The organism is Bacteroidota bacterium (assembly GCA_018692315.1).
Taxonomy (GTDB): domain Bacteria; phylum Bacteroidota; class Bacteroidia; order Bacteroidales; family JABHKC01; genus JABHKC01.
Window position 1 is genome coordinate 1 of sequence record JABHKC010000221.1, and the last position, 24,525, is coordinate 24,525.

General features: G+C 37.7%; 4 protein-coding genes. All 4 read right to left on the reverse strand.

Going from position 1 to position 24,525, the window contains the following annotated elements:
- Positions 1-16,775: hypothetical protein (locus HN894_16195; protein MBT7144865.1), on the reverse strand; the 16,775-nt coding region annotated here is incomplete at its 3' end.
- Between the two features lie 987 nt (positions 16,776-17,762).
- Positions 17,763-20,696 (reverse strand): phosphoenolpyruvate synthase, encoded by a 2,934-nt coding sequence (locus HN894_16200; protein MBT7144866.1) that lies wholly within the window; start codon positions 20,694-20,696, stop codon positions 17,763-17,765.
- A 231-nt stretch (positions 20,697-20,927) separates the two neighbouring features.
- The gene (gene gatD / locus HN894_16205) at positions 20,928-22,355 is read right to left on the reverse strand and encodes a Glu-tRNA(Gln) amidotransferase subunit GatD (protein MBT7144867.1); all 1,428 of its coding nucleotides are present in this window, start codon (positions 22,353-22,355) and stop codon (positions 20,928-20,930) included.
- Positions 22,356-22,425: 70 nt separating this feature from the next.
- A complete protein-coding gene (gatE, locus tag HN894_16210; GenBank protein ID MBT7144868.1) occupies positions 22,426-24,399 on the reverse strand; it encodes a Glu-tRNA(Gln) amidotransferase subunit GatE in 1,974 nt (657 codons plus the stop codon).
- Positions 24,400-24,525: the final 126 nt, after the last annotated feature.

A 24,525-nucleotide genomic window follows, 5' to 3' on the forward strand; every position in this document is an offset into this window, starting at 1 on the left:
TCAGCAGTTACCCATAAGTAAGAATAAGCCTGAGTTCCTCCGCTAACAGAAATGTCTATAGCTCCATCAACATTGCCGAAGCACGAAACATTAGTTTGTAAGTCTAAAGTTATTTCCAAAACATCGGGTTCGGTAACTACATAGGTTTCGGTTTCAACGCAATTTTGCGCATCTGTAATCGTAATATCATATGTTCCGGGTAATAAGTTAGAAATATCCTGACTTGTTTCAGCAGTTGCCCATAGGTAAGAATAAGCCTGAGTTCCTCCGCTAATAGAAATATCAAGAGCTCCATCTACATTGCCGAAGCAGGAAACATCAGTTTGTAAGTCTAATGTTATTTCCAGAATGTCGGGTTCGGTAACAACAAAAGTTTCAATGGTTTCACAATTTTGTGCATCTGCTACAGTAACTGAATAAGTCCCTGCCATTAGTCCGGAAATATCCTGACTTGTTTCAGCAGTTGCCCAATAGTATGAATATGATTGTGTTCCCCCAATGACAGAAATATCTAAAGCTCCATCAACATTGCCGAAGCAAGAAACATTTGTTTGAGAAACTAAGGATAGCTCCAACACATCAGGCTCAGTAATTACGATGCTTTCTGTATCGGTACAATTTTGTGAGTCTGTAACCGTAACATCATATGTTCCGGCAGCCAGGTTAGAAATATCCTGACTTGTTTCAGCGTTGGCCCAATAGTAAGAATAAGCCTGAGTTCCTCCGCTAACAGAAATATCAATGGCTCCATCCATATTGCCGAAGCAGGAAACATTGGTTTGTAAGTCTAAAGTTATTTCCAAAATATCGGGCTCGGTAACTACAAAGGTTTCGGTTTCAACGCAATTTTGTGCATCTGTAACCGTAACATCATATGTTCCGGGTAATAAGTTAGAAATATCCTGACTTGTTTCAGCAGTTGCCCATAAGTAAGAATAAGCCTGTGTTCCTCCGCTAACAGAAATGTCTAAAGCTCCATCAGCATTGCCAAAGCATGAAATATTGGTTTGTAAGTCTAAAGTTATTGCCAAAACATCTGGTTCGGTAACAACAAAAGTTTCAGTGGTTTCACAATTTTGAGCATCTGTAACTGTAACTGAATAAGTCCCTGCCATTAGTCCGGAAATATCCTGGGTAGTTTCGGAATTCGACCATAGGTAATTATAATCGGTTGTTCCGCCCGAAACGGAAATATCTATTGCTCCATCAGTATTGCCAAAGCATGAAACATTGGTTTGCTGGTCAAGAGAAACAATCAAATCATCGGGCTGCGATATTACTACATCATCAGTAGCCATACAATTAAAGTTATCAGTTATTGTAACTGTATAAGTTCCGGCCAAAAGATTTGAAGCGGTATTCGCAATGCTGCCATTCGACCATGAATATGTGAAAGGACTAATGCCTCCACTTATGGTAGCTATTGCCGAGCCATCAGCCAGACCATTGCAAGATGGCTCGCTATCTAAACTTGCCGTAACTACTACGGTACAGAAAGCGGTTGTGAAATTATGTGGTCCCACCCAATTACTGAGCGAGCCTCCTCCACAATCTGCCCTGACGTACCAATCGTAAGATGTACCTTCACCCAAGGCTGATAAAGTGTATGAATTTGTTGAAATTCCTGAAACCACTGTTCCGCTGCCCTGGCTAAATCCAGGTGCTCCATATTCAATTTCCCAGCTTGTGGCTGTTCCGTTTTCAGTCCAGCCAAGATCGACTGAGCTTGCTGTGATGTTAGTTACGGTTTGAGATGATGGATTGGAGCAGCTAGCTATACCTCCAAAGAAATAAGCAGAACCGGCATAACTCTTAGTATTAACACCAGCGGCATCTTCTGATTCATACATAGCACCAACAATCGCATGATCTCCTGATATTGATACGGACAAGCCAAAATAATCATAAGCTGCCCTGTCGCTTGCTACAATTTTTTCTGTCTCTGTCCAGCTTGCTCCACAATCATTAGTTTTATAGATATAAGCAGAACCTGCCTCACTTAAAGTATTAGCACCCGAGGTATCTTCAGATTCCAGACAAGCACCAACAATGGCAAAATCTCCTGATATTGAAACAGAAGTACCAAATTCATCCCAAACTGCCCTATCACTTGCAACAATTTTTTGTGCCTGAGTCCAGCTTGCCCCGCCATCAACAGTTTTAAAGATATAAGCAGAACCAGCATCATACGCATAATTATTCCCATTGATATCTTCATCTTCATAATAAGCACCAACAATTGCATAATCTCCCGATATTGATACGGAATTACCAAAATTATCACCGGCTGCCCTGTCACTTGAAACAATTTTTTGTGCCTGAGTCCAGCTTGCCCCGCCATCAGAAGTTTTAAAGATATAAGCAGAACCGGCACTACCCTCAAAATTGTTACCCGCGGCATCTTCATCCTCATAATAAGCACCAACAATTGCACAATATCCCGATATTGATACGGAATAACCAAAATAATCACCGGTTGCCCTGTCACTTGCAACAATTTTGTTTACCTCAGTCCAGGTTGCCCCGCCATCAGCAGTTTTAAAGATATAAGCAGATCCGGCACTACTCATAGAATTGTTACCCGAGGCATCTTCATCTTCATAAACAGCACCAACAATTGCATAATCTCCCGAAATTGATACGGAAATACCAAAATTATCACTGGCTGCCCTGTCACTTGCAACAATTTTTTGTGCCTCTGTCCAGGTTGCCCCGCCATCAGATGTTTTAAAAATATAAGCAGATCCGGCACTAGTTGCAGTATTTCCGCCAGTGGCATCTTCATCTTCATAAACAGCACCAACAATTGCATAATCTCCCGATATTGAGACGGAAGAGCCAAATTTATCATAGGCTGCCCTGTCACTTGCAACAATTTTTTGAACCTCTGTCCATGTTGCCCCGCCATCAGAAGTCTTAAAGATATAAGCTGAGCCGGCAGAACTAGCATAATTGTTACCAGTGGCATTATGATCTTCATAACTAGCACTAACAATTGCAAAATCTCCTGATATTGATACAGAAAAGCCAAAATAATCAGAAGCTTCCCTGTCACTTGCAACTGCTTTTATTATCTCCTCCCAGTCCTGGATATCTGAAACATCCTGACAAGGGGTTGCAAATGTATTCGGTCCTATCCATGCACTACTATTACTTCCATCACAATTGGCACGTACGTACCAGTCATACATACCATATGATAAACCTGTTAAACTATATGGGTTTGATGTAAGCCCTGAAATTGTAGTTCCGTTGCCTTGTATAAAACCTGCCACGCCCCACTCGATATCCCAGCTTGTGGCTGTTCCATTTTCTGTCCAGCCAAGATCGGCTGAGCTTGCCGTGATGTTAGTTACAGTTTGATTGCTTGGGTAGTCACAAGTCTCCGGTGTTGGCTGATTGGAGGGGTTATTGGTTGATGAACTAATATTGTGATGTGTAGAACCGTAGTTAAACTCACAAACATGCACACGATAATTTGTTAATTCAAGGAGCCCTGTTACGGTAACAGAAGTTCCTGTTCCCCTGTAAATACAGAACCAGGGTGAAATGCCTATCTGGTCGCCATCCTGAAGTGTCAGGCCGGTATTATAAGTTACATTATCAAGCGGCAATGCTGTTCCGCTTGTACCAACACTCATGAATACAACACAACTATCTCCATCACCTCGTGTCCAGCTAATATCCATTTGAGTTCCCTGAACATTTGAAAAACTAACATTAGTGGCCTGAGTAACGGGAGCTGTTACATTTGTGGTAAATGTTGCGGGCCCAACCCAGTTGCTGCTACCAGGCCCACAATCAGAGCGAATGTACCAGTCATACATAGTACCACCTGCTAAGCCTGTTAAACTATATGGGTTTGATGTAAGTACTGAAATTGTAGTTCCGTTGCCTTGAGTAAAACCTGCCACGCCCCATTCGATATCCCAGCTTGTGGGTGTTCCGTTTTCAGTCCAGCCAAGTTCGGCTGAGCTTGCTGTGATGTTGCTTTCTGTTTGAGATGATGGATCGCATGTAGTATCTAAGCCTCCATAGATATAGACCGATCCGGCTAAACTCATAGTATTACCACCCGCGGCATCTTCAGCTTCCCGATAAGCACCAACAATAGCATAATTCCCTGAAATTGAAACGGACGAGCCAAAATAATCATAAGCTGCCCTGTCGCTTGCTACAATTTTTTCTGTCTCTGTCCAAGATGCCCCGCCATCAGAAGTTTTAAAAATATATGCAGATCCGGCATAACTCTTAGTGCTACCTCCCGCGGCATCTTCATCTTCCTGATAAGCACCAACAATTGCATAATCCCCTGATATTGAGACGGAATAACCAAAATAATCAGAACCTGCCCTGTCGCTTGCTACAATTTTTTCTGTCTCTGTCCAGCTTAGCCCGCCATCAGAAGTTTTAAAGATATAAGCAGAACCGGCAGTACTCATAGTATTACCACCTGAGGCATCTTCAGCTTCCCGATAAGCACCAACAATAGCATAATCACCCGATATTGAGACTGAATAGCCAAAATAATCATTAGCTGCCCTGTCGCTTGCTACAATTTTTTCTGTCTCTATCCATGTTGTCCCGCCATCAGAAGTTTTAAATATATATGCAGAACCGGTAGAACTTATAGTGTTAACACCCGAGGCATCTTCATCTTCAGAATAAGCACCTACAATAACAAAATCCCCCGATATCGAGACGGAATAACCAAAATAATCTTCAGCTGCCCTGTCGCTTGCTACAATTTTTTTCGTCTCTGTCCATGTCGCACCGCCATCTATAGTTTTAAAGATATATGCAGATCCAGTATTATTCATAAGGCTACCACCCAAGGCATCTGAATCCTCATTAGAAGCACCAACAATAGCATAATCACCCGATATTGAGACGGATTTACCAAAATAATCAGAAGCTGCCCTGTCGCTTGCTACAATTTTTTGTACCTCTGTCCATGTCTCACCGCCATCATAAGTTTGAAATATATAGGCAGATCCAGCAGAAACCATAGGATTACTACTCGTGGCATCATGATCTTCCTGATAAGCGCCAACAATAGCATAATCACCCGATATTGAGACGGAATAACCAAAATGATCATCAGCTGCCCTGTCGCTTGCTACAATTTTTTGTACCTGCGTCCAGCTTGCCCCACAATCAGAAGTTTTGAAGATATAAGCAGAGCCGGCATCTGATATAGAGTTCCCATCAGTGGCATCTTCATCTTCCTTATATGCACCAACAATAGCATATTCCCCTGATATTGATACAGAATAGCCAAAATAATCAGAAGCTGCCCTGTCACTGGCAACTGCTTTAATTATCTGGTTCCAGTCCGTGATATTTGAAACAACCGGACAAGGGATTGTGAATGTGAATGTATATGGGCCTGTCCATGCACTATAGTCATCACCTCCGCAATCGGCACGTATATACCAGTCGTAAGTTGTGCCGTCTGTTAAACCTGTAAGTGTGTATGGGTTTGATGTAAGCCCTGAGATTGTAGTTCCGTTGCCTTGTATAAAACCTGCCAGGGCCCATTCGATATCCCAGCTTGTGGCTGTTCCGTTTTCAGTCCAGCCAAGATCGGCTGAACTTGCGGTCATGTAGCTTTCTGTTGGAGATGATGGATCGGGGCAAGAAGCATCTATGCCTCCAAAGAAATAAGCAGAACCGGCATCGGACATAGTATTAGCACCCGCAACATCTTCATCTTCTGTATAAGCACCTACAATAGCATTATTCCCGGATATTGAGACTGAGAGGCCAAAATAATCAGCAGCTGCCCTGTCGCTTGCTATAATTTTTTCTATCTCTGTCCAGGTTTCCCCGCCATCAGAAGTTCTAAAGAAATATGCAGAGCCGGCACCATCCATAGTGTTACCACCCGAGGCATCTTCATCTTCGCCATAAACACCCACAATAGCATAATCCCCCGATATTGAGACTGAGAGGCCAAAATAATCAGCAACTGCCCTGTCGCTTGCTACAATTTTTTCTGTCTCTGTCCAGGTTTCCCCGCCATCAGAAGTTTTAAAAATATAAGCAGAGCCGGCACCATCCATAGAGTTACCACCCGAGGCATCATCATCTTCCTGATAAGCACCAACAATAGCATAATCCCCCGATATTGAGACGGACTTGCCAAAATAATCATCAGCTGCCCTGTCGCTTGCTACAATTTTTTCTGTCTCTGTCCATGTTTCCCCTCCATCATAAGTTTTAAAGATATAAGCAGAACCGGCATTACTCATAGTATTACCACCCGAGGCATCTTCATCTTCATAATAAGCACCTACAATAGCATAATCCCCCGATATTGAGACGGAGCTGCCAAAATAATCATTAGCTGCCCTGTCGCTTGCTACAATTTTTTCTGTCTCTGTCCATGTCTCCCCGCCATCAGAAGTTTTAAAGATATAGGCAGAACCGGCATAACTCATAGTGCTATAACCCGCGGCATTTTCATCTTCCTGAAAAGCGCCAACAATAGCATAATCACCTGATATCGATACGGAAGAACCAAAATAATCATAAGCTGCCCTGTCGCTTGCTACAACTTTTTCTGTCTCTGTCCAGGTTTCCCCGCCATCAGAAGTTTTAAAGATATATGCAGAACCAGCAAAAGATTTATAATTACCGCCCGTAGCATCTTCATCTTCCCGAGAAGCTCCAACAATTGCATAATCTCCCGATATTGAAACAGAATAGCCAAACCAATCATCAGCAGCCCTGTCGCTTGCTACAATTTTTTGTACCTGGGTCCAGCTTGCCCCACAATCAGAAGTTTTAAAGATATAGGCCGATCCGGCATTACTCATAGTATTACCACCAGCGGCATCTTCACCGTCTTTAATGGCACCTACAATAGCATAATCACCTGATATTGAGACTGACCTGCCAAAATTATCAGAAGCTGCCCTGTCGCTGGCAACTGCTTTTATTATCTGGTTCCAGTCCGTGATATCTGAAACAACCGGACATGGGATTGCGAATGTATTTGGGCCTGTCCATTCACTACTATCACCACCTCCACAATTGGCACGTACATACCAGTCGTAAATTGTGCCGACTGATAAACCTGTAAGTGTGTATGGGTTTGATGTAACTCCTAAGATTGTAGTTCCGTTGCTTAGTGTGAAGCCTTCCAAGCCCCACTCAATATCCCAGGTTGTGGCTGTTCCATTTTCTGTCCAGCCAAGCTCGGCTGAGCTTGCGAAACAGTTTGTTGCTATATGGGATGATGGTTCGGGGCATGTAGCAGGTACGCCTCCAAAGATATAAACTGAGCCGGCATCAGACATAGTATTAGCACCAGCGGCATCTTCATCTTCATAATAAGCACCTACAATAGCATTATCCCCTGATATTGAGACTGAGCGGCCAAAATTATCATTAGCTGCCCTGTCGCTTGCTACTATTTTTCTTGTCTCTGTCCAGGTTTCCCCGCTACTAGAAATTTTAAAGATATAAGCAGAGCCGGCACCATCCATAGTGTTACCACCAGCTACATCTTCATCTTCGACATAAGCACTAACAATAGCATAAGCACCTGATATTGAGACTGACCTGCCAAAATTATCAGAAGTTGCCCTGTCGCTTGCTACAATTTTTTCTGTCTCTGTCCATGTTGCTCCACCATCAGAAGTTTTAAATATATAGGCAGAACCGGAAGAACTCATAGTATTACCACCTGTGGCATCTTCATCTTCAGCAAAAGCACCAACAATAGCATAATCACCTGATATTGCTACGGAATAGCCAAAATTATCATTAGCTGCCCTGTCGCTTGCTACAATTTTTTCTGTCTCTGTCCATGTAGCTCCGCCATCAGAAGTTTTAAATATATAAGCAGAACCGGCTTTAGATTGATAATTACCACCTGTAGCATCTTCGTCTTCCTCATTAGCACCAACAATTGCATAATCACCTGATATTGAGACGGACTGGCCAAAATAATCATAAGCTGCCCTGTCGCTTGCCACAATTTTTTCTGTCTCTGTCCATGTTTCCCCACCATCAGAAGTTTTAAAAATATAGGCAGAACCGGCAGTACTCATAGTGTTACCACCCGAGGCATCTTCATCTTCATAACAAGCGCCTACAATAGCAAAATCACCCGATATTGAGACTGACCTGCCAAAATTATCAGAAGCTGCCCTGTCGCTTGCTACAATTTTTTCTGTCTCTGTCCATGTTTCCCCGCCATCTGATGTTTTAAAGATATATGCAGAACCAGAGCTAGATAATGTGTAACCACCAAAGGCATTTTGATCTTCAGAAGGAGCACCTACAATAGCATAATCACCAGATATTGAAACGGAATAGCCAAACCAATCAGAAGCTGCCCTGTCGCTTGCTACAATTTTTTGCACCTGCGTCCAGCTTGCCCCACAATCAGAAGTTTTAAAGATATAAGCTGAGCCGGCATAACTAGCATAATTGTTACCAGCGGCATCTTGATCTTCCTGATAAGCACCAACAATAGCATAATCCCCCGATATTGAAACAGAATGGCCAAACCAATCATTAGCTGCCCTGTCGCTTGCAACTGCTTTTATTGTCTGGTTCCAGTCCGTTATACTTGTAACAACCGGACATGGGATTGTGAAAGTATTAGGGCCTGTCCATGTACTACTATCAACACCTCCACAATCGGCACGTACATACCAGTCGTAAATTGTGCCGACTGCTAAACCTGTAAGTGTGTATGGGTTTGATGTAACCCCTGAAATTGTAGTTCCGTTGCCTTGTGTAAAACCTTCCACGCCCCATTCGATATCCCAGGTTGAAGCAGAACCGTATTCGGTCCAGCCCAAATCTATTGATGTAGCTGCAAGGTTTGTTTCTGTTTGGTTTGCGGGGTAGGAACAATCCGACAGTTGCTGATTTGAAGGATTATTTAATGCAGAATCACTATTATACAATATTGAGCCATTGTTAAATTCACAAACATGCACACGGTAATCTAAGCTTGTAAGTCCTGTAATAGTCAGAGAAGTTCCTGTGCCTCTGTAAACACAAAACCAACCTGATGTTCCAATCTGATCACCATTTTGAAAATCAGCATCCGGTTCATAAAAAACATCATCTACCGGTGATGCCGTTCCACTTGTTCCGGCAAGAATAAACACAGTACAGCTATCGCCATAACCACGTGTCCAGTTTATATCCATCAGTGTTGGTTGCAAATTGGCAAATGTAATATTTGAAGCCTGAATAATCGGAGGAGCTAATAAAAACTCATCAGCACCAATATCAGGATTTGATGCATCGCGAGCTTCGTTATCAATATCGGTGGTAATTGCCGCAATAGGTGTTGCTGCACCATCGCAAGCCGAGCTGTTTATATGCAAATTGGTATCGGAATAGAAAAATGGTTCTGCCGATACTGAATTTGCATCCATTGAACTGGAGGTTTGTAGAGCACTCAAATTGGCACAATCTGCTCCCCAATATGCTAAGTTTTCACCAAAAGAAAAAAGTAGGTTATAATCGCTGTTTGTAATGTTTGTAGAGTTTCCTTTGTAAGCATAACCTCCATCTATCTGTTTAGTATTTGCCAAAATATTATTTAATACTTCAATGTTACCGCTATAATAAACATATAGAGCAATCCCATTATCGTCATCTCCATCGGTAATATTCACCGAATTGTTGTATATCCCACAATAATGTGTATTAGATAAATAAATTCCATAACTACGATAGGTTGAGTTGTGAGTTGAAACGAAATTATTGTATATCATGCTTTCGCTGCCTGAAACTCCATCGCATTGATAAAAATATAATCCATAATTGTAACTTTGAGCATATACTTGTATTTGATTTGCAACAATTCTTAATGTATTATCGCAGTATTTAGCATAAATTCCATATTGATTAGTATAACCTCCGCTTAGTTTTGTAGCTATATTATTTCCTTCAACAATAATTTGGTCTTGATTTGTTAAACGAATTCCTCCATTATAACAGTTTGAAATGTTGTTGTTTAGGATTTCGTTACCGGTTCCGTTACTGGAAGCATCATCAAAATAAATTCCAAATGAGCCATTATAGAGGTCATTATCAGAAATTACAATATTGTTGTTAGCTGCGTAAGAATATATTGCGGATATAGAATTATCGCTGCTACTTGTAAGAACTCCATTTATCGAATTACCAGATATTTCAATATTGTTGCTACCGGCCACTAAATCGAATACTCTTCCATAAGAATAGCTATTACTTGATGTTGCAGTAAATATCAAGTTTTTAAAGCTTAGATAGTCTGCTCCATCCAGTTGAATAATATAATTATTTTCAGAACCTGTTATGTGGTACATTATAACAGGCGATGCATTCAAGTCTGCTTCAAAAGTGATAGTATTTGTAGCAGATTCACCCGTAATTTCCTGAATACTAATTTGTTCGACAAATGTATCGGTTCTCAGCTTAAAAACTATCGCTCCGGAAACACCAAAATATGTTAGTGCATTATTTGCATCGGTAATTGTCTCGTAATCGGGATTAGTACCTCCAATTGTGTATTGTCCGGCCAGCGACATGGTATCGGCCCAAACAAACTCATCGGCACCTATATCTGGATTTGTTGCATCTCTTGCATCTCCATCAATATCGTTGGTAATTGCCGAAATGGGACTAGCTGCACCATCGCAAGCCAGACTGTTCGCGTGCAAATCGGTATTGGAAACAAATGCCGGATAAACAGATACTGAATTCGCATCAAGGCTACTAACCGATTGCCAATTTGATAAAGATGTACAATCATATGACCAAAACCCAAGATTATCGCCTTTCGTAAATAAGTTATTGTAATCGCAGGAATTTATTCCGGTAGTAGAATTTGTATATATAGCATATCCGCCTGATGTTTGGGTATTTGCTAAAATGTTGTTTTTTATATCAAGAAATGTACAAGAATAATCATATAAGCCTCTACCATTGTCAGCGCTACCATCATTAATGTTTACAGAGTTGTAAAATGTATATATATAATTGGATTCATATAAGTACATACCGTAGCTTATATCCGAAGATCTGCTACAGGAAATGAAATTATTATTTATGTTTACTTCATTTGATTGTGAACCATCGACATTATCTAAATATAGACCGTAGTTTTCGTTAAGTCCATATACAGTAATCCTATTTTTTGCGAAAACACAATCCCATTTGCAATAAGCTGCATAAATTCCATAGTTCGTATTAATACCCAAATTGCTGCGTGCAGTTACGGTATTTGATGAAACATCAATAGCATCCTGATATTTAAGATAAATACCCTGATAGCCAAAATCCACAATTGTGTTATTTGAAATTACATTTCCTGATTCCACATCGCTAAAGCTATTTCCTTCAAAATATATACCGTATGAACCAGCATTTATTGTATTATCAGTAATTGTTATATATTCATTGTTTGTTGAGCTTGCAGAATGAATTATTGCATAATTATAGCTACTACTATTGGTTGACGTTCCATTCAAGGTATTCCCATCAATTGTAATATAGTTACTTTCATTTTTGAAATTAAAAACAGTTCCATAATTTGAGCCTGTTTTAGTAAATGTAATACCATAAATATTGAGATATTCTATTCCATCGAACTCAAAAATATAGTTATTGCTGCTATTTGCCGGATAAGTAACAACCACATTAGCCGATGCCTCGGGCTGAATGGTTATAGTTTTCCATGAATAAGAGCCTGAAATAGCCTGCAAAGAAATCTGTTCTGTATAAGTTCCTTCCCTTACATTGAAAATTACTGGCCCAGAAATGCCCAAAAGGTCTAAATCATATTTAGCAGCTGCAAAGCTTTCAAAATCGGGATTCGTGCCTCCAATAGTATAAGTTCCTGAAAGCTCCGTAGCTACATATGTAAACTCGTCGGCCCCTATATCCGGGTAGGATGCATCTCTTGGTTCGCCGTCAATATCGGTGCTAATGTCTGGCATTGGATTTGCTATACCATCGCATTCACTTGAACGAGCATGCAAATCGGTATTTGAAACAAAAAGAGGATTTACTGAAACTGAAATGAGATCAAAGCCGGTATAGGCTCGCCATTCTGACAGATCTGATCTATGAGTTTGGTAGAAGGCAAAATATGAACCTGCAGAATAAAGGTTGTTAAGATTGCATACAACAATATTAGAAGAACCATATTTGTAAATAGTATATCCACCGGTTGCCGAAGTATTTGCCAAAATATTGTTTGCAATTCTAATATTACTGCCATTAAACACATACAATACTTTACTACTTGTATTTCCACAGGCATTATTGACAGAATTATAATATGCATTAACATAGTCGCTACTAGAAATCTTAAATCCCGTACTAATTCCGGTTGAATTATGGCAAGAAACAAAATTATTATAAACCATAATTTCGTTTCCGCTTGAACCACTACAGCTATAAACAGTTAGTCCGCTATTTGTTGAACTTCCAAAAACAAGCACTTCATTATTAGCAATAGTATTACCATTATCGCAATACCCAATATCTATTCCTGTTTGAGTATCATTAGCACCATTTTCCAATGCTTCTACTGTGTTCGATGAGATGTTAATGGCATCGTTGTAATAAACTACAATACCCCTGTAGTGGAAGTCTTCTATATGATTATTGATTATTTGGTTATTAGTTTCCAGATTGCTTGCATCCTTGCCGTAGAAAGAAATTGATATACTCCCATTGAAAATTTCGTTGTCCTGAATAATTATATTATTGTTCGATGTTCCATCATAAGAGAAAATGATCGCTGATTCATCTCCGGTATTAGTAGTAACAAGCCCGTTTATGGTATTTCCATCAATATTGATATTATGGCTTTCATTAGCAAAATCAAAAACTCTTCCGTAAATAGTTCCGTTTGCGGTAAATGTAAGGTCCTTATAGGTAATAAATTCAGTATTATTAAACTGCACAATGTAGTTATCCGAAGCTGTAGGTGAGAATGTAATTATCGGGTTTGCAGAAGCAGATGCCTGGAATATGATAGTATCTGTAGCAGAAACTCCTGGAATTTCACCTATAGAAACTTGTTCGGTATAAGTTCCATCTTCTATATTGAAAATAACAGGTCCGCAAACACCATAATTCATTAAATAGGAAACGGCTTCATTCAGAGTTAAAAAATCTGCCGAAGCTCCACCAATTATATAGTTTCCGTTTAATGCAGTTTGTACACCTATAAAACTCAAAGTGTCGTTTGAGGTATCACCATCTGCAGTATTGTTTGGTAAACTTGTCCAAATATTTATATCGTAAGCAGTTACACTATTAAAAGTATAGTTTCCAAGTGTAACCTGAACACTGGCGGCAGAAGAAATTGTAGAGCTATAAGTTACCGGAGATTGAAGCAGGCCATTTATCTCCCAATTTACAACAAGGCTGTTTATTGGGTTTGAGCCAAGATTTTTCACTTCAACAGAAATACTTGTATTTCCAGGGCAAAAAGTATCCGGAATCATCGCCATAACACTGGCATCGTTCAAGTACATTGTAAACTCATCTGCACCAATATCCGGATTACTTGCATCTCTTGCCTCGCCGTCAATGTCGTCGCCAACTACAGAAAGTGGAGTTCCGGCATTGTCTATTTGACTTGAGGTAGAATGTAAATCGCTAGCAGAAAAGAATACCGGATCAACAGAAATTGAATTGGCATCTCCTCCAGATGCTGTTTGCCAGCTTGCCAAATCAGTATAATCATTAATATCCCAATTAACCAAATTTGTTCCATTTGTAATCAAATTGTTGTAGTTGTGATTTGCAATGGTAACTGAGTATAAATAAATTGAGTATCCTCCATCTATTGTTTGTGTATTTGCAAGTATGTTGTTTACTATTTCATTGTCGGAACAGGTATACATTGATAATGCTTTACCATTGTAATTGCCATCAGTTACATTCACCGAATTATGATAGATTTGAATATAATCTGAATTCTGACAGTAAATACCTGAGCTGTTTGAAGTAGAGTTATGGCAAGAAATAAAATTGTTTGATACCTCAAATTCAAGTCCTGAAACTCCTTGACAACCGTACATATACAATCCATAATTAACAAGTGTGCCATGCACTTGAATAAAGTTTTTTGAAACTTTCGTTGCCCACTTACATGAACTTAAATTTACTCCAGACTGATTTGAATATCCGTCGGTTTCACTGGAAACAATTGTATTACCTTCAATAAGTGGTGAATTTTGATATTTCAAATATATACCAATATATGAAAACTCGGAGAAAGTATTGTTTATAATTTCAGTTATATATTCATAATTTGAGCTACTACCCCAAAAATACATTCCATAAGAGCCATTGTTAAAAGTATTGTTTTTTATAACTATATTAGAGTTCGTGGTGCCTGATGCTGAATATATGATTGACTCATCGCTGTTAGTCGAGTTAGTTTCAACACCATTAAGAATATTTCCATCAAGGGTAATATAGTCACTTCCACTTTCGAAGTGAAAAACTTTTGTACTTGAACCTTGGGCTGTGAAAGTCATATTTTTAAAAGTGATATAATCTCCACCATCGAATTTGACAAGATAGGAACTATTTCCGGGTGAAGATGTAAAAATTACCTCTTCTGTGCCTTCCGGCTGAAAAGTGATAGTATCGGTGGATGATGTACCATCTATTGAAGAAAATGAAATATACTCATCGTATGTCCCGCCTTCGATATTAAACACTACCGGGCCACAAATGCCTACGTGGTTTAAGACACTAACTGCGGAAGTAAAATCAGCATAATCGCCTGAACTACCAATTGTGTATGTTCCTGAAAGCTTTGTTGCCTGATTATCTATGGTATATGTATCATTCGATGGATCTTCATCGGCAGAACCATTCGGAGAACTTGACCAGGCAGAAATTGAATATTGTGAATTTAAAAATGAATGTGTACCGAGTTCGATAGTAGTACTTGCCCCAGAGGATAAACTCCCTACATAATAATAAGGTGTTTGGCTAACACCATCCACAGACCAGTTTATTGTTGCAGACGAAAGAATATCTGTAGAACTAAAGTTTTTCAATTCTACTTTAATTGCATTTGTTCCTTGACAATGGGGGCTATTAAGAAATGAGATAATTCCGGCATCGTTTGCAGGTGGTGGAGTTACAGTTTCAACTAATATATCATCTATTGCCATATCGCTTGAAGAGCTCGAACCCGTAACACCCTGAAATCGTAAAATGCAATTTGAACCTGAATAAGAAGACAAATCTATGATTGCTTGTTGCCAGGAGTTCCCTTGATCGCCAGATTTTGACCAAATCTGGTTGTATGATGAACCTCCATCGGTCGAAATATAAACATAAAGCGAGCCCATATAATAACCATACATATGATACCAAAATGAAAGTGTACTACTTCCATTTAAGTTAAACGACGGAGATTTAAGTAAAGCTGTCATATAATAGCAACTACTTGATTCTGTATATAGGTATTTTCCACTACCGGTATGGTCGCTACTCGGCCCTGTATAGGATGAAGGAGTTGAACCGGAAATCGGGCACCAATCTTTATTATCGCCTGTTTCGTTTGTCCAACCATTCTCTAAATTACATATACTTGTGCAATATGTATATCCAGAGTAAAAGCTATCAAAATCTTCATTCAAAACAGCGGATGAACTAACTAATATATCATCTATTGCCATATCGCTATAATCGGAAGGACTTGTAGTTCCCCTAAATTTTAATCTTATATTTGAACTCCCGGCATAGCTGGACAAATCTAAAGTAGCCTTTTGCCATGCGTTTCCCTGATCACCTGACATATTCCAAATCTGGGTATAACTATAGCCACCAGTGTTTATATAAACTGTGAGTGAACCCATGGAAGAACCATACATATGATACCAAAATGTTAGTGTACTACTACTACCAGCTATTTTAAACGATGGAGAGTAAACATCTGCGGTTTTGTTATAACAGCTACTTGATTCCATATATAGGTATTTTCCGCTACCGCTATGGTCGCTACTTGGTCCGGTATAGCTTGTGTAAGTTGCACCTGAGTACGGGACCCAATCTTGATAATCGCTTGTTGAGTTTGACCAATCATTCGATAAAGTGCTTGTACTTGAGCAAGCTGTATTACCTGTTGTAAAACTGTCAAAACTTTCACTCAAAGCACTATTAGAAACTGTAACTGATATATCATCTATTGCTATATCGCTATAGTAGGAAGAACCTGTTTCACCCTTAAATCTTAAACACACATTTGAACTCCCGGAATAGCTGGACAAATCTATAGTAGCTTCTTGCCATGAGTTTCCCTGATCGCCTGATTTATACCATAGCTGAGTATAAGATGAGCCGCCATTGGTCGAAATATAGACTGTGAGCGAACCCATAGTAGAACCATACATATGATACCAAAATGTCAATGTAGCATTACCGGATAAACTAAATGACGGAGACTTAAGATATGCGGTTTTGTAATAACAGCTACTTGCCTCAGTATAAAGGTATTTTCCACTACCGGTATGGTCGCTAGAAGGTCCTGTGTTGCTAGAACCCGTAGAACCTGAACGTGGACACCAATCTTTATCATCACCTGTTTCGTTTGTCCAGCTATTTGTTAAAGTACACGTACTCGTGCAACTTGTTCCTCCAGAGGTAAAACTATCAAAATCTTCACTCAGAACAACTGTCTGAGCTTCAACCGCTTGTATTGCACAAAAGTAGCAAAGGAATGCAATACCAAAAATAATTCCTTGTAGAATTTTTGAACTTGTAGATTTTCTTTTCATAATTTTTTGATTTAATTGTATTTTAATATTGTTAAGGCTAAATTTTCATTTATTAGATTTTTACAATTGAAAATTGACATTTTAATATAGGTTTCGAAATATTTCTGTTTTCTTTTTTTATATTGACTCATGTTGAATGTGCTATAAACATAAAAATCAGATTATTAAGTTACTTTTTTTTCTATCTACAAAAAAAATAATATTTCTTAAGGTTCCCTTTCTCAGGTATTTTTGTTAGTTTATTCAATAAATATATAGATACTACGCTTATTTTCAACACAATCAATAAACTCATATTTTCATATTTTAAATTAACATCAATAAAGGCCTAAAATAATAATAATAATTTTATTTTTACATATTTTTAACAAATAAAATAGACAAACGAATCATTTTTCTACACGAAAAGGCATATTCAGTTGATAAAGATATTATCAGGGCATCTGACCTTTATGGCTTTGGAATGATGTATGGCAACATGAAAAAGATAATTTCCCCTCTACGAGGCTTTAATTAGTGGTTTTAAGAAAACGTCAATAACTTCGTTATACTCGTGTTTAATAAAAGTCATTTACAAAAGTAAACTCCTGTTATTAAACACTTCACAAGCCTTGTTCTTGTCGCTTTCTTAAAAACCACCTCAGAAATAGTAGGTTTTCTTAGATACACTAATTAGGTTGAAATATTATTATTACCATAGGTTCATCCCTCTGGATCAAATATATTCATGAAATCCAGAAGATTGATATTATTGTAATAATTATTTATGCATCTGATACTAAGCTCTGTAGGAGCGATATTATATTTGAAACAATGTTTCGTGCGTTTACCCTGTGAAATGATGCCGATCTGTTTAATATAGTCAAATAAGCATTGTGAAATTAACTATTTTTTCAATCTTAAAACTCACAATATTGTCTAATCCAAAGCTTTGCATCATGTATTTTGAAAAAAATACTTAACTTGTTGTCTAAAATATTGGGGTAATTATTTTTCAGGTTTCATAACAATTCCCATATTTTTCTTCCCATCAATAATAACATTCAATGGAGTTGAAAAACGAATATGACGAATAAACTCATCTTCAAATTTAGCTTTTATATTAGATAAAAAGTCTAAATCGTAAATTCCATCATTAATGTAAGGATTGATTGTAAAATAGCCAATTCTAAAGGAGGTAATATTCTGAAAAAAGTGAGTCCCTTGACTTGGGTCTATTCTATAATTTTGCAATCCGGATTCAACAATAAGTTTTGCTTTCGAAATTTGCGACCATTTCACAGGAATTCCCAACCAATGATCGGACGAGCCCCATCTTCCAGGACCAACTAGTATATAGTTTTTATTTTCTTTAATAAATCTATCGTTTATCTTTTCTATATGCTCAACAATTTTTTCACTTTTAGAAGCCTCAAAGGATTCAGGTTTTACATAGACTAAATCGCATAAATCGCTAATTTTTCCATTACCAAGAGCAGAATTTGAATGTATTATTTTATTTACGTCTGGAATATTTTCAATGTCACAATCAATAATTTCTTCATTTTCAACAATTGGTCTAATTTGTAAAAAATTGAAAATCCTGGGTTTTCCTTTGGGAGTATCCAAATTTACGGCAAATTCTATTTCTATGGGGCAGTTCATTTCTTGCTCCCCAATTTTTAAGAGTGTTTGCAAAATCTCGGCAAGAGGAAAAACATTGTGCTTCAGAATATTAGAAAAGGTTATTAGTTTTTTCCCTTCATATATTGTCCCTTCTCTGATTATTCCGTTCTGAAAATCGTAGGTTGAGGCGATATCTTTTAATGACTTATCTTTTTCGGCTTCTTTAATTCTGAGTTTTAGTAAATTTACACCATCGTCTGTGGAGGCTTTGAAACTCGATTGGTCTAAATTCAGGGCATAAAAATTCTTTTGAGTACTTTTCAGGGTCATTTCCGGCGACGATAATTGCAATACTTTTTGTGGGAATTTTGGCGAAAACCGTATTGAAGTCCCGCCTTCAACTATAGTTTTCCCTAAACCAAGAGCTATATTTGCAATTCCATCATCGCTTGTTTCGGGCTCTATGGGATAAAAATTTAGCGACCGAGCTACTCCCGAAAAACTTGGATAGAATCTGTTTCCATACTTGTTGCCACAAACTTCCTGCAAAATAATACTCATTTTTTCTTCATCGATGACATTAGTTGTTGCTGAAACATATGATCTACTACTTTTAAAAAATACTGAAGCGTAAACACATTTTATAGCATCCGATAAAATTCTTATCATAAGTTTACTATCAGTTTCGATAAAGGGAAGCATATATGTAGAATATACTCCTGCAAACGGCTGATAGTGTGAATCTTCTAATAGACTGGATGATCTAACGGCGATAGGATTTTTCACTACAGAAATAAATGCATAAAGGTCTTGATGTACTCTGCCCGGAAGTTTTGCATCTACAAAACATTTCAGGATTTGCTCGTCTGAGATGCCAGAATAAGCAATTTCGTACAAATTATTACTTTCCATAAAATTATCGAAAATATCACTGCAAAGAACTACAGTTTGAGGAATAGTAATATTTACTCCTTCAAATTTGTCGGATAGTTTGTTTTTTGTAATAATGGAATCGATAAAAGCTAATCCACGGGCCTTTCCTCCAAGTGAACCGTTGCCGATTCTTGAAAAAATCTGATACTCGTCGAAATATCTCTTATTGAACTTTGCAATAACTCCTCTACCTTTGGTTTTTCTGAAAAGGGAAATAGTGTCTAACATGTACTCTCTGATTTCTTCAGCATCTTGAAAATCAGATTTGGAAAGTATTTTAAAAACTGAACTAATATAGAATAATGCTCTTGCATTCAGCCATTTAGAAAAGTGGTTGTTTGAAGAATGATACTCGATTGAACGTGCTGGAATTTTTGCAATAATTTGCTGAAAGCTATGCAAATTGTTTGCACGGGCTATTTCTAACATACTGTCGGGGTCGTAAAATACGAAATCGCCAAATGCCAATTCTCTTATTAAATAATTTCGTATATCGATTGACAGATTTTTCGAATATTTATAAATAAATCCTGCTCCAAGTTTGCGAGCTATTTCTTCATATGATTTATCGGAAGATTGTAAAATAACGGGCATAAATTTATCATCTTCTTTCACTTTTCTGCAAAACCGAATCCCTGCATCTTTATCAATTTTCCCACTTCTACTGAACTCAATATCTGAAATTATGCCCAAAAGACTATTTTTATACTTGTCATAAATTCTGTTTGCATCTTCATAATTTGTAGCATGTAAAATTTTCGGACGGCCGCGCATTCTCAGCATTTTTTCATGATCGTTCAAACCTTCCTGCATAAAGCGTTTCGATTGTACAAAAATGATTTTATAAACATGTGGAAGATAGCTCGAATAGTACCTAATTGAATCCTCAACAAACAAAATCACCTGAACACCAATTTCTTCAACATCGTGAACTAGGTTCATTTTATCTTCTATGAGTTTGATGATTGCCATCAAAATATCGGCATTGCCAAGCCAGCTAAAAATGTAATCGATGGTAGATAAATAGCCACTGTCAATTTTTTCTATTAGCTCTTTCGAGAAATTTGTAAGCAAAACTATTGGTAAATCTATGTTCTCCTGCTTAATTTCTCTTGCAATTTCAAAAACCTCTTTATTTCCTACTCCCAACATAATTATAACTAAGTCGATGCTATCTTCGCTTAAAATTTTGAAAGTTTCCTTAGATGTATGAGCAAGCAAAAAACTCGGAGGATAACGTAGGTTTAAAGAAACATATTCGTTAAAAATTTGTTCGTCTATTCTGCCATCTTGTTCAATCAGGAATGCATCGTATTTACTGCTAATCAACAATACATTTTTAATTCTTTTTCTGATGAGGAGGCCGAAATAGATGTCTTTCATGTTTGATAAAGAAGGAGCCGACTCGTGTTTTATTGTTTTCATTACATTAAATTTGGATTCATTCCTACACCATATATTTTACCAAAAAATAGAATGCGAAATCTGATACACAGTTTCATTTATTACGACACTAACTCATATTTCGTTTTCATTAATAAACCATCCTACAGTTTGGAATGAATTATCCCAAATCAACCAGATGTTAAATTGTAATTATTCTTTCATAATGTTTTACTTTCTAAATTTCCTGACAAATTCCTCAACTTCTTTTACACCACCTTGATAGACAAGGTAACCGTTATAGGGTTCTCTTTCAGTAATTTCATCGTTAATTGGTGCAAGCATAATATCTTTTACTTTTTCCAATCTTTCAACTCTTTCGAATTTTTTCCCGCTTTGTTTTTCTTGCTCGCTTACCATTCCAAGAGCCCAACCTAATTTCACCCATGCTACTTCGGGTAGCATATTTCCAGCAGGAATTACTCCTTTTGCCATCATATCGCGTCCAGTATCGTACACAAACATATGCACATAACCCCAAATAGTTTGCAGTGTCATATATATTGCAACTCCTTTTTTTGTAGCTCGTTCAATTGCCGGATACAATTCTTTATTTACATGACCAAGTCCGGTTCCGACAATCACAATTCCTTTATAACCCATCTCAACAAGCGAATCCATAACTTCAGCTTTTATTTGTGGATAATAATAAAGCATAGTTGTTCTTTCTTCAAAATAAGGATAAATTTTCACATCACGATCTTTTCGCCTGTGGTTATATTTTTCCTTTAATGGCTTTACAGAGTTTCTAGTAACGGTAGCTAAAGGAGTATCACCGATTGTTCTGAAAGTTGAGCGATAAGAAGAGTGCATCTTTCTAACGCGTGTTCCACGATGTAAAAATCCGTATTCGTCAGATGTTGGACCAAACATGCAAACCATAACCTCGGCAATATCTGAATGTCCTGCTGTGTATGCACAGTGAATAAGGTTGAGAGCAGCATCGGATGAAGGGCGGTCTGAAGAGCGTTGCGAACCAACCAAAACTATTGGAATTGGAGGGTTTTGAATCATGAACGAAAGTGCAGCGGCTGTGTGGTGTAATGTGTCGGTGCCATGCCCAATCATTACCCCTTGAATTCCATTTTCAATTTCTTTTCCTATGGCAATTGCTAATTGTTTGTATTGGTCTGGACCCATATTTTCGCTAAAAACAGCAAAAACTTTTTCTGTTGTAAGATTACAAATATCAGCAAGTTCCGGCACTGCTCCATATAATTCGCCAGGCGAAAAAGCAGGAATTACTGCACCTGTTCGGTAGTCTAAACGCGAAGCAATAGTTCCTCCGGTACCAATAAGTTTAACTTTAGGAAGTCCTTCGGTATAGGGGAATTCTTTTTCAGGAATTTTATAGTTTGCTTTTTTATATCCTGTTTCTTTAATATCAGTTACGGTAGCAATATCAATTCCTATATTATAACCTGTTGGAATTTTTACCACAATGTGCTGGTCATCGTCGTTTTCGGCTCGTGGAAGTACTGTTCCCTTAAAAATACCTCGTGAGGTTTCGAACTTTGCTTGTCCCCAAACACGTACATTAAATTTCTTTAACATTTTGAGGCTTTCGCCTTTATATCCTTGAAAAAAATCTTCAGCCATCACTTAATTTTTTATTTATTTTATTTAATTGAATATTGACAATTCATGATTCTCCCGATATCTATCAGGATTATAATTCCTTTTTGATTTCTTCAAATAATTCTTTTAGCGAAACATTCCCGATTGCCTGCGAATGAATTTGCCCCATCAACCAGTTGGCTGTAACACCTTCATTTTTAGAGATTCTAATATCTTTAAATTTCTCTTTAAGAAAATCTATAGGAGCAAGCAATTCTTGTTTTGTGCGTTTTTTAAACTTTAAAATGGTGAGTATCGATTCAAAATCCATACTAGGATGTTCAAAAACTATGGGTAGCATCCTCTTAGCATATATAGGCTCAATATTGTTTTTAGCAAGATAATTGAATATGCCATAAACTTTTTCATAAGTAAAATCCGGATGTTTCGACATCCGTCCTTCGATACTTTTTAGAGTGTGCCCGAAAAATGTTCCAATAAATCTCGCATTAATTTTTAGCTTGGAAGAAATTCTTTCGATTAAAGGTACAAGGTTATTTCTTAAAATATAAAAAAATGTATCCTCAGGAATTTCCCATTTTTGCATTTGTGCATATCTTTCCGATATATCAATAGGGATATTCTTACGTAGATTTTCAATATAATCATTTTCTAAAGGAATAGGTGCTGAATCAGTATCGGGGTACATTCTATCGGCTCCGGGAAGAACCCTTTCAAAAATTGTTGTACCATCAGCAAAAGATTTTCGTGTTTCGTTTGGAATGCCTGCAAGAGCCATCTGACACCTTTCTTCTATAGTTTCCAGAGCTGTTTCTATATCGTCTTTAGGTCCCCAGAAAATTATCTGAGCATCGTTTTTTCCTGAATTGAAAATATTTCTGATATTTTTGAAATCCGATTCTTGAAAAATTTGTGTAAGTTCCTCTGAATGAATCATATTTGGTTTTTCTATGCAAGCAATTACTTTAAGCCTGTTTGTTATTTCATCGGCAAAGATCTTGTCCGGTTGAGTAAAATGAGATAAAGCTCCTTTGAAATTTGGTAGATTTACAGCATAAATATGATTGCGATTCTTTTTTGCAAAATTAAGTTGTTCACACTCAGATTCGAACATAGCAGAATCAATTTTTTTATAATCAATTTTCCAGTTCTTGGGATTCTTGATTTTTTCTAAGAGTTTGTCTCTCATTCGTAGCAAAGCCCACTGCCGGAAAGCTTCGTTATGAGACAATTCAGGTATCCATTTATTATGTGCCACGCCTTTAATTTCAACACGTGTTCCTCCTGCACAACTAACATTTACGTCTTCGCGGCCAGCACCCATTCCTACTCTAACTTTCTCGGTACTTCTATTGAGAAATCTAATATACTGTGCTGCCTCCATCAATTCGTCCGGCGTTTCACAATCTGGGTAGGTTACAGTTTCTATCAAAGGCATTCCAAGTCTGTCGGTTTTATAAACACGCGTGTGTCCAACATCTGAAATTTCCCTACAAGAATCCTCTTCAATGCTCAATTGAATGAGTCTAACTTTTTTGTTTTTTAATTGAATTTCTCCTTCAACTCCGAGAATGGCTGTTCGTTGAAAACCGGTGGGGATGCTGCCATCTAGATATTGTTTTCTAGTAATATGTACTTCGCCAACAATATTTAGTTTCGAGAGAATTGAAATTTCCAATGCTTTTTCGAGTGCCTCCCGGTCAATTTTGAAAGGAGGTGTATCATCAACTTCGTAAGTACAGGCTGTCTTATTGTTTATTCTGTAAACAATTTCTTTTTTAGTTTTAAATTCCATCAATGCCGTTCCGTCATATTCGCCAAGCTCGCTTAATGTGGGTCGCATATGACGAATTACCTCAGCATTATAATCGTCGTTTTGGTGGTAAATTCCGGCAGGACAATGACAAAAAAGCTTCCTTTTAGTATCTAATTGTTGATGAACTTCTAAGCCCGACATAAAGCCTATTCGCTTATAATCCTCGTTAGCAGCATCTTTTCTACTAAGATATCCTATTTCCTTTCGGGAAAGCTGATAGTTTGCCACAGCATCAAATTTCTTTTCCATATTTCAATTTAATAGTAAGAAATGAACATTTTCAATAAAAAAGCTCAAAAATAATTATTAATTGGGAATAATATGATATGAATTATTAATTGTGGATTATAAATTGTGATTTGTTAGTTTTTGCAA

Coding starts and splice junctions, on each gene's coding strand:
- gatE (MBT7144868.1), bottom strand. CDS start 24,399: ATGGAAAAGAAATTTGATGCTGTGGCAAACTATCAGCTTTCCCGAAAG.
- gatD (MBT7144867.1), bottom strand. CDS start 22,355: ATGGCTGAAGATTTTTTTCAAGGATATAAAGGCGAAAGCCTCAAAATG.
- HN894_16200 (MBT7144866.1), bottom strand. CDS start 20,696: ATGAAAGACATCTATTTCGGCCTCCTCATCAGAAAAAGAATTAAAAAT.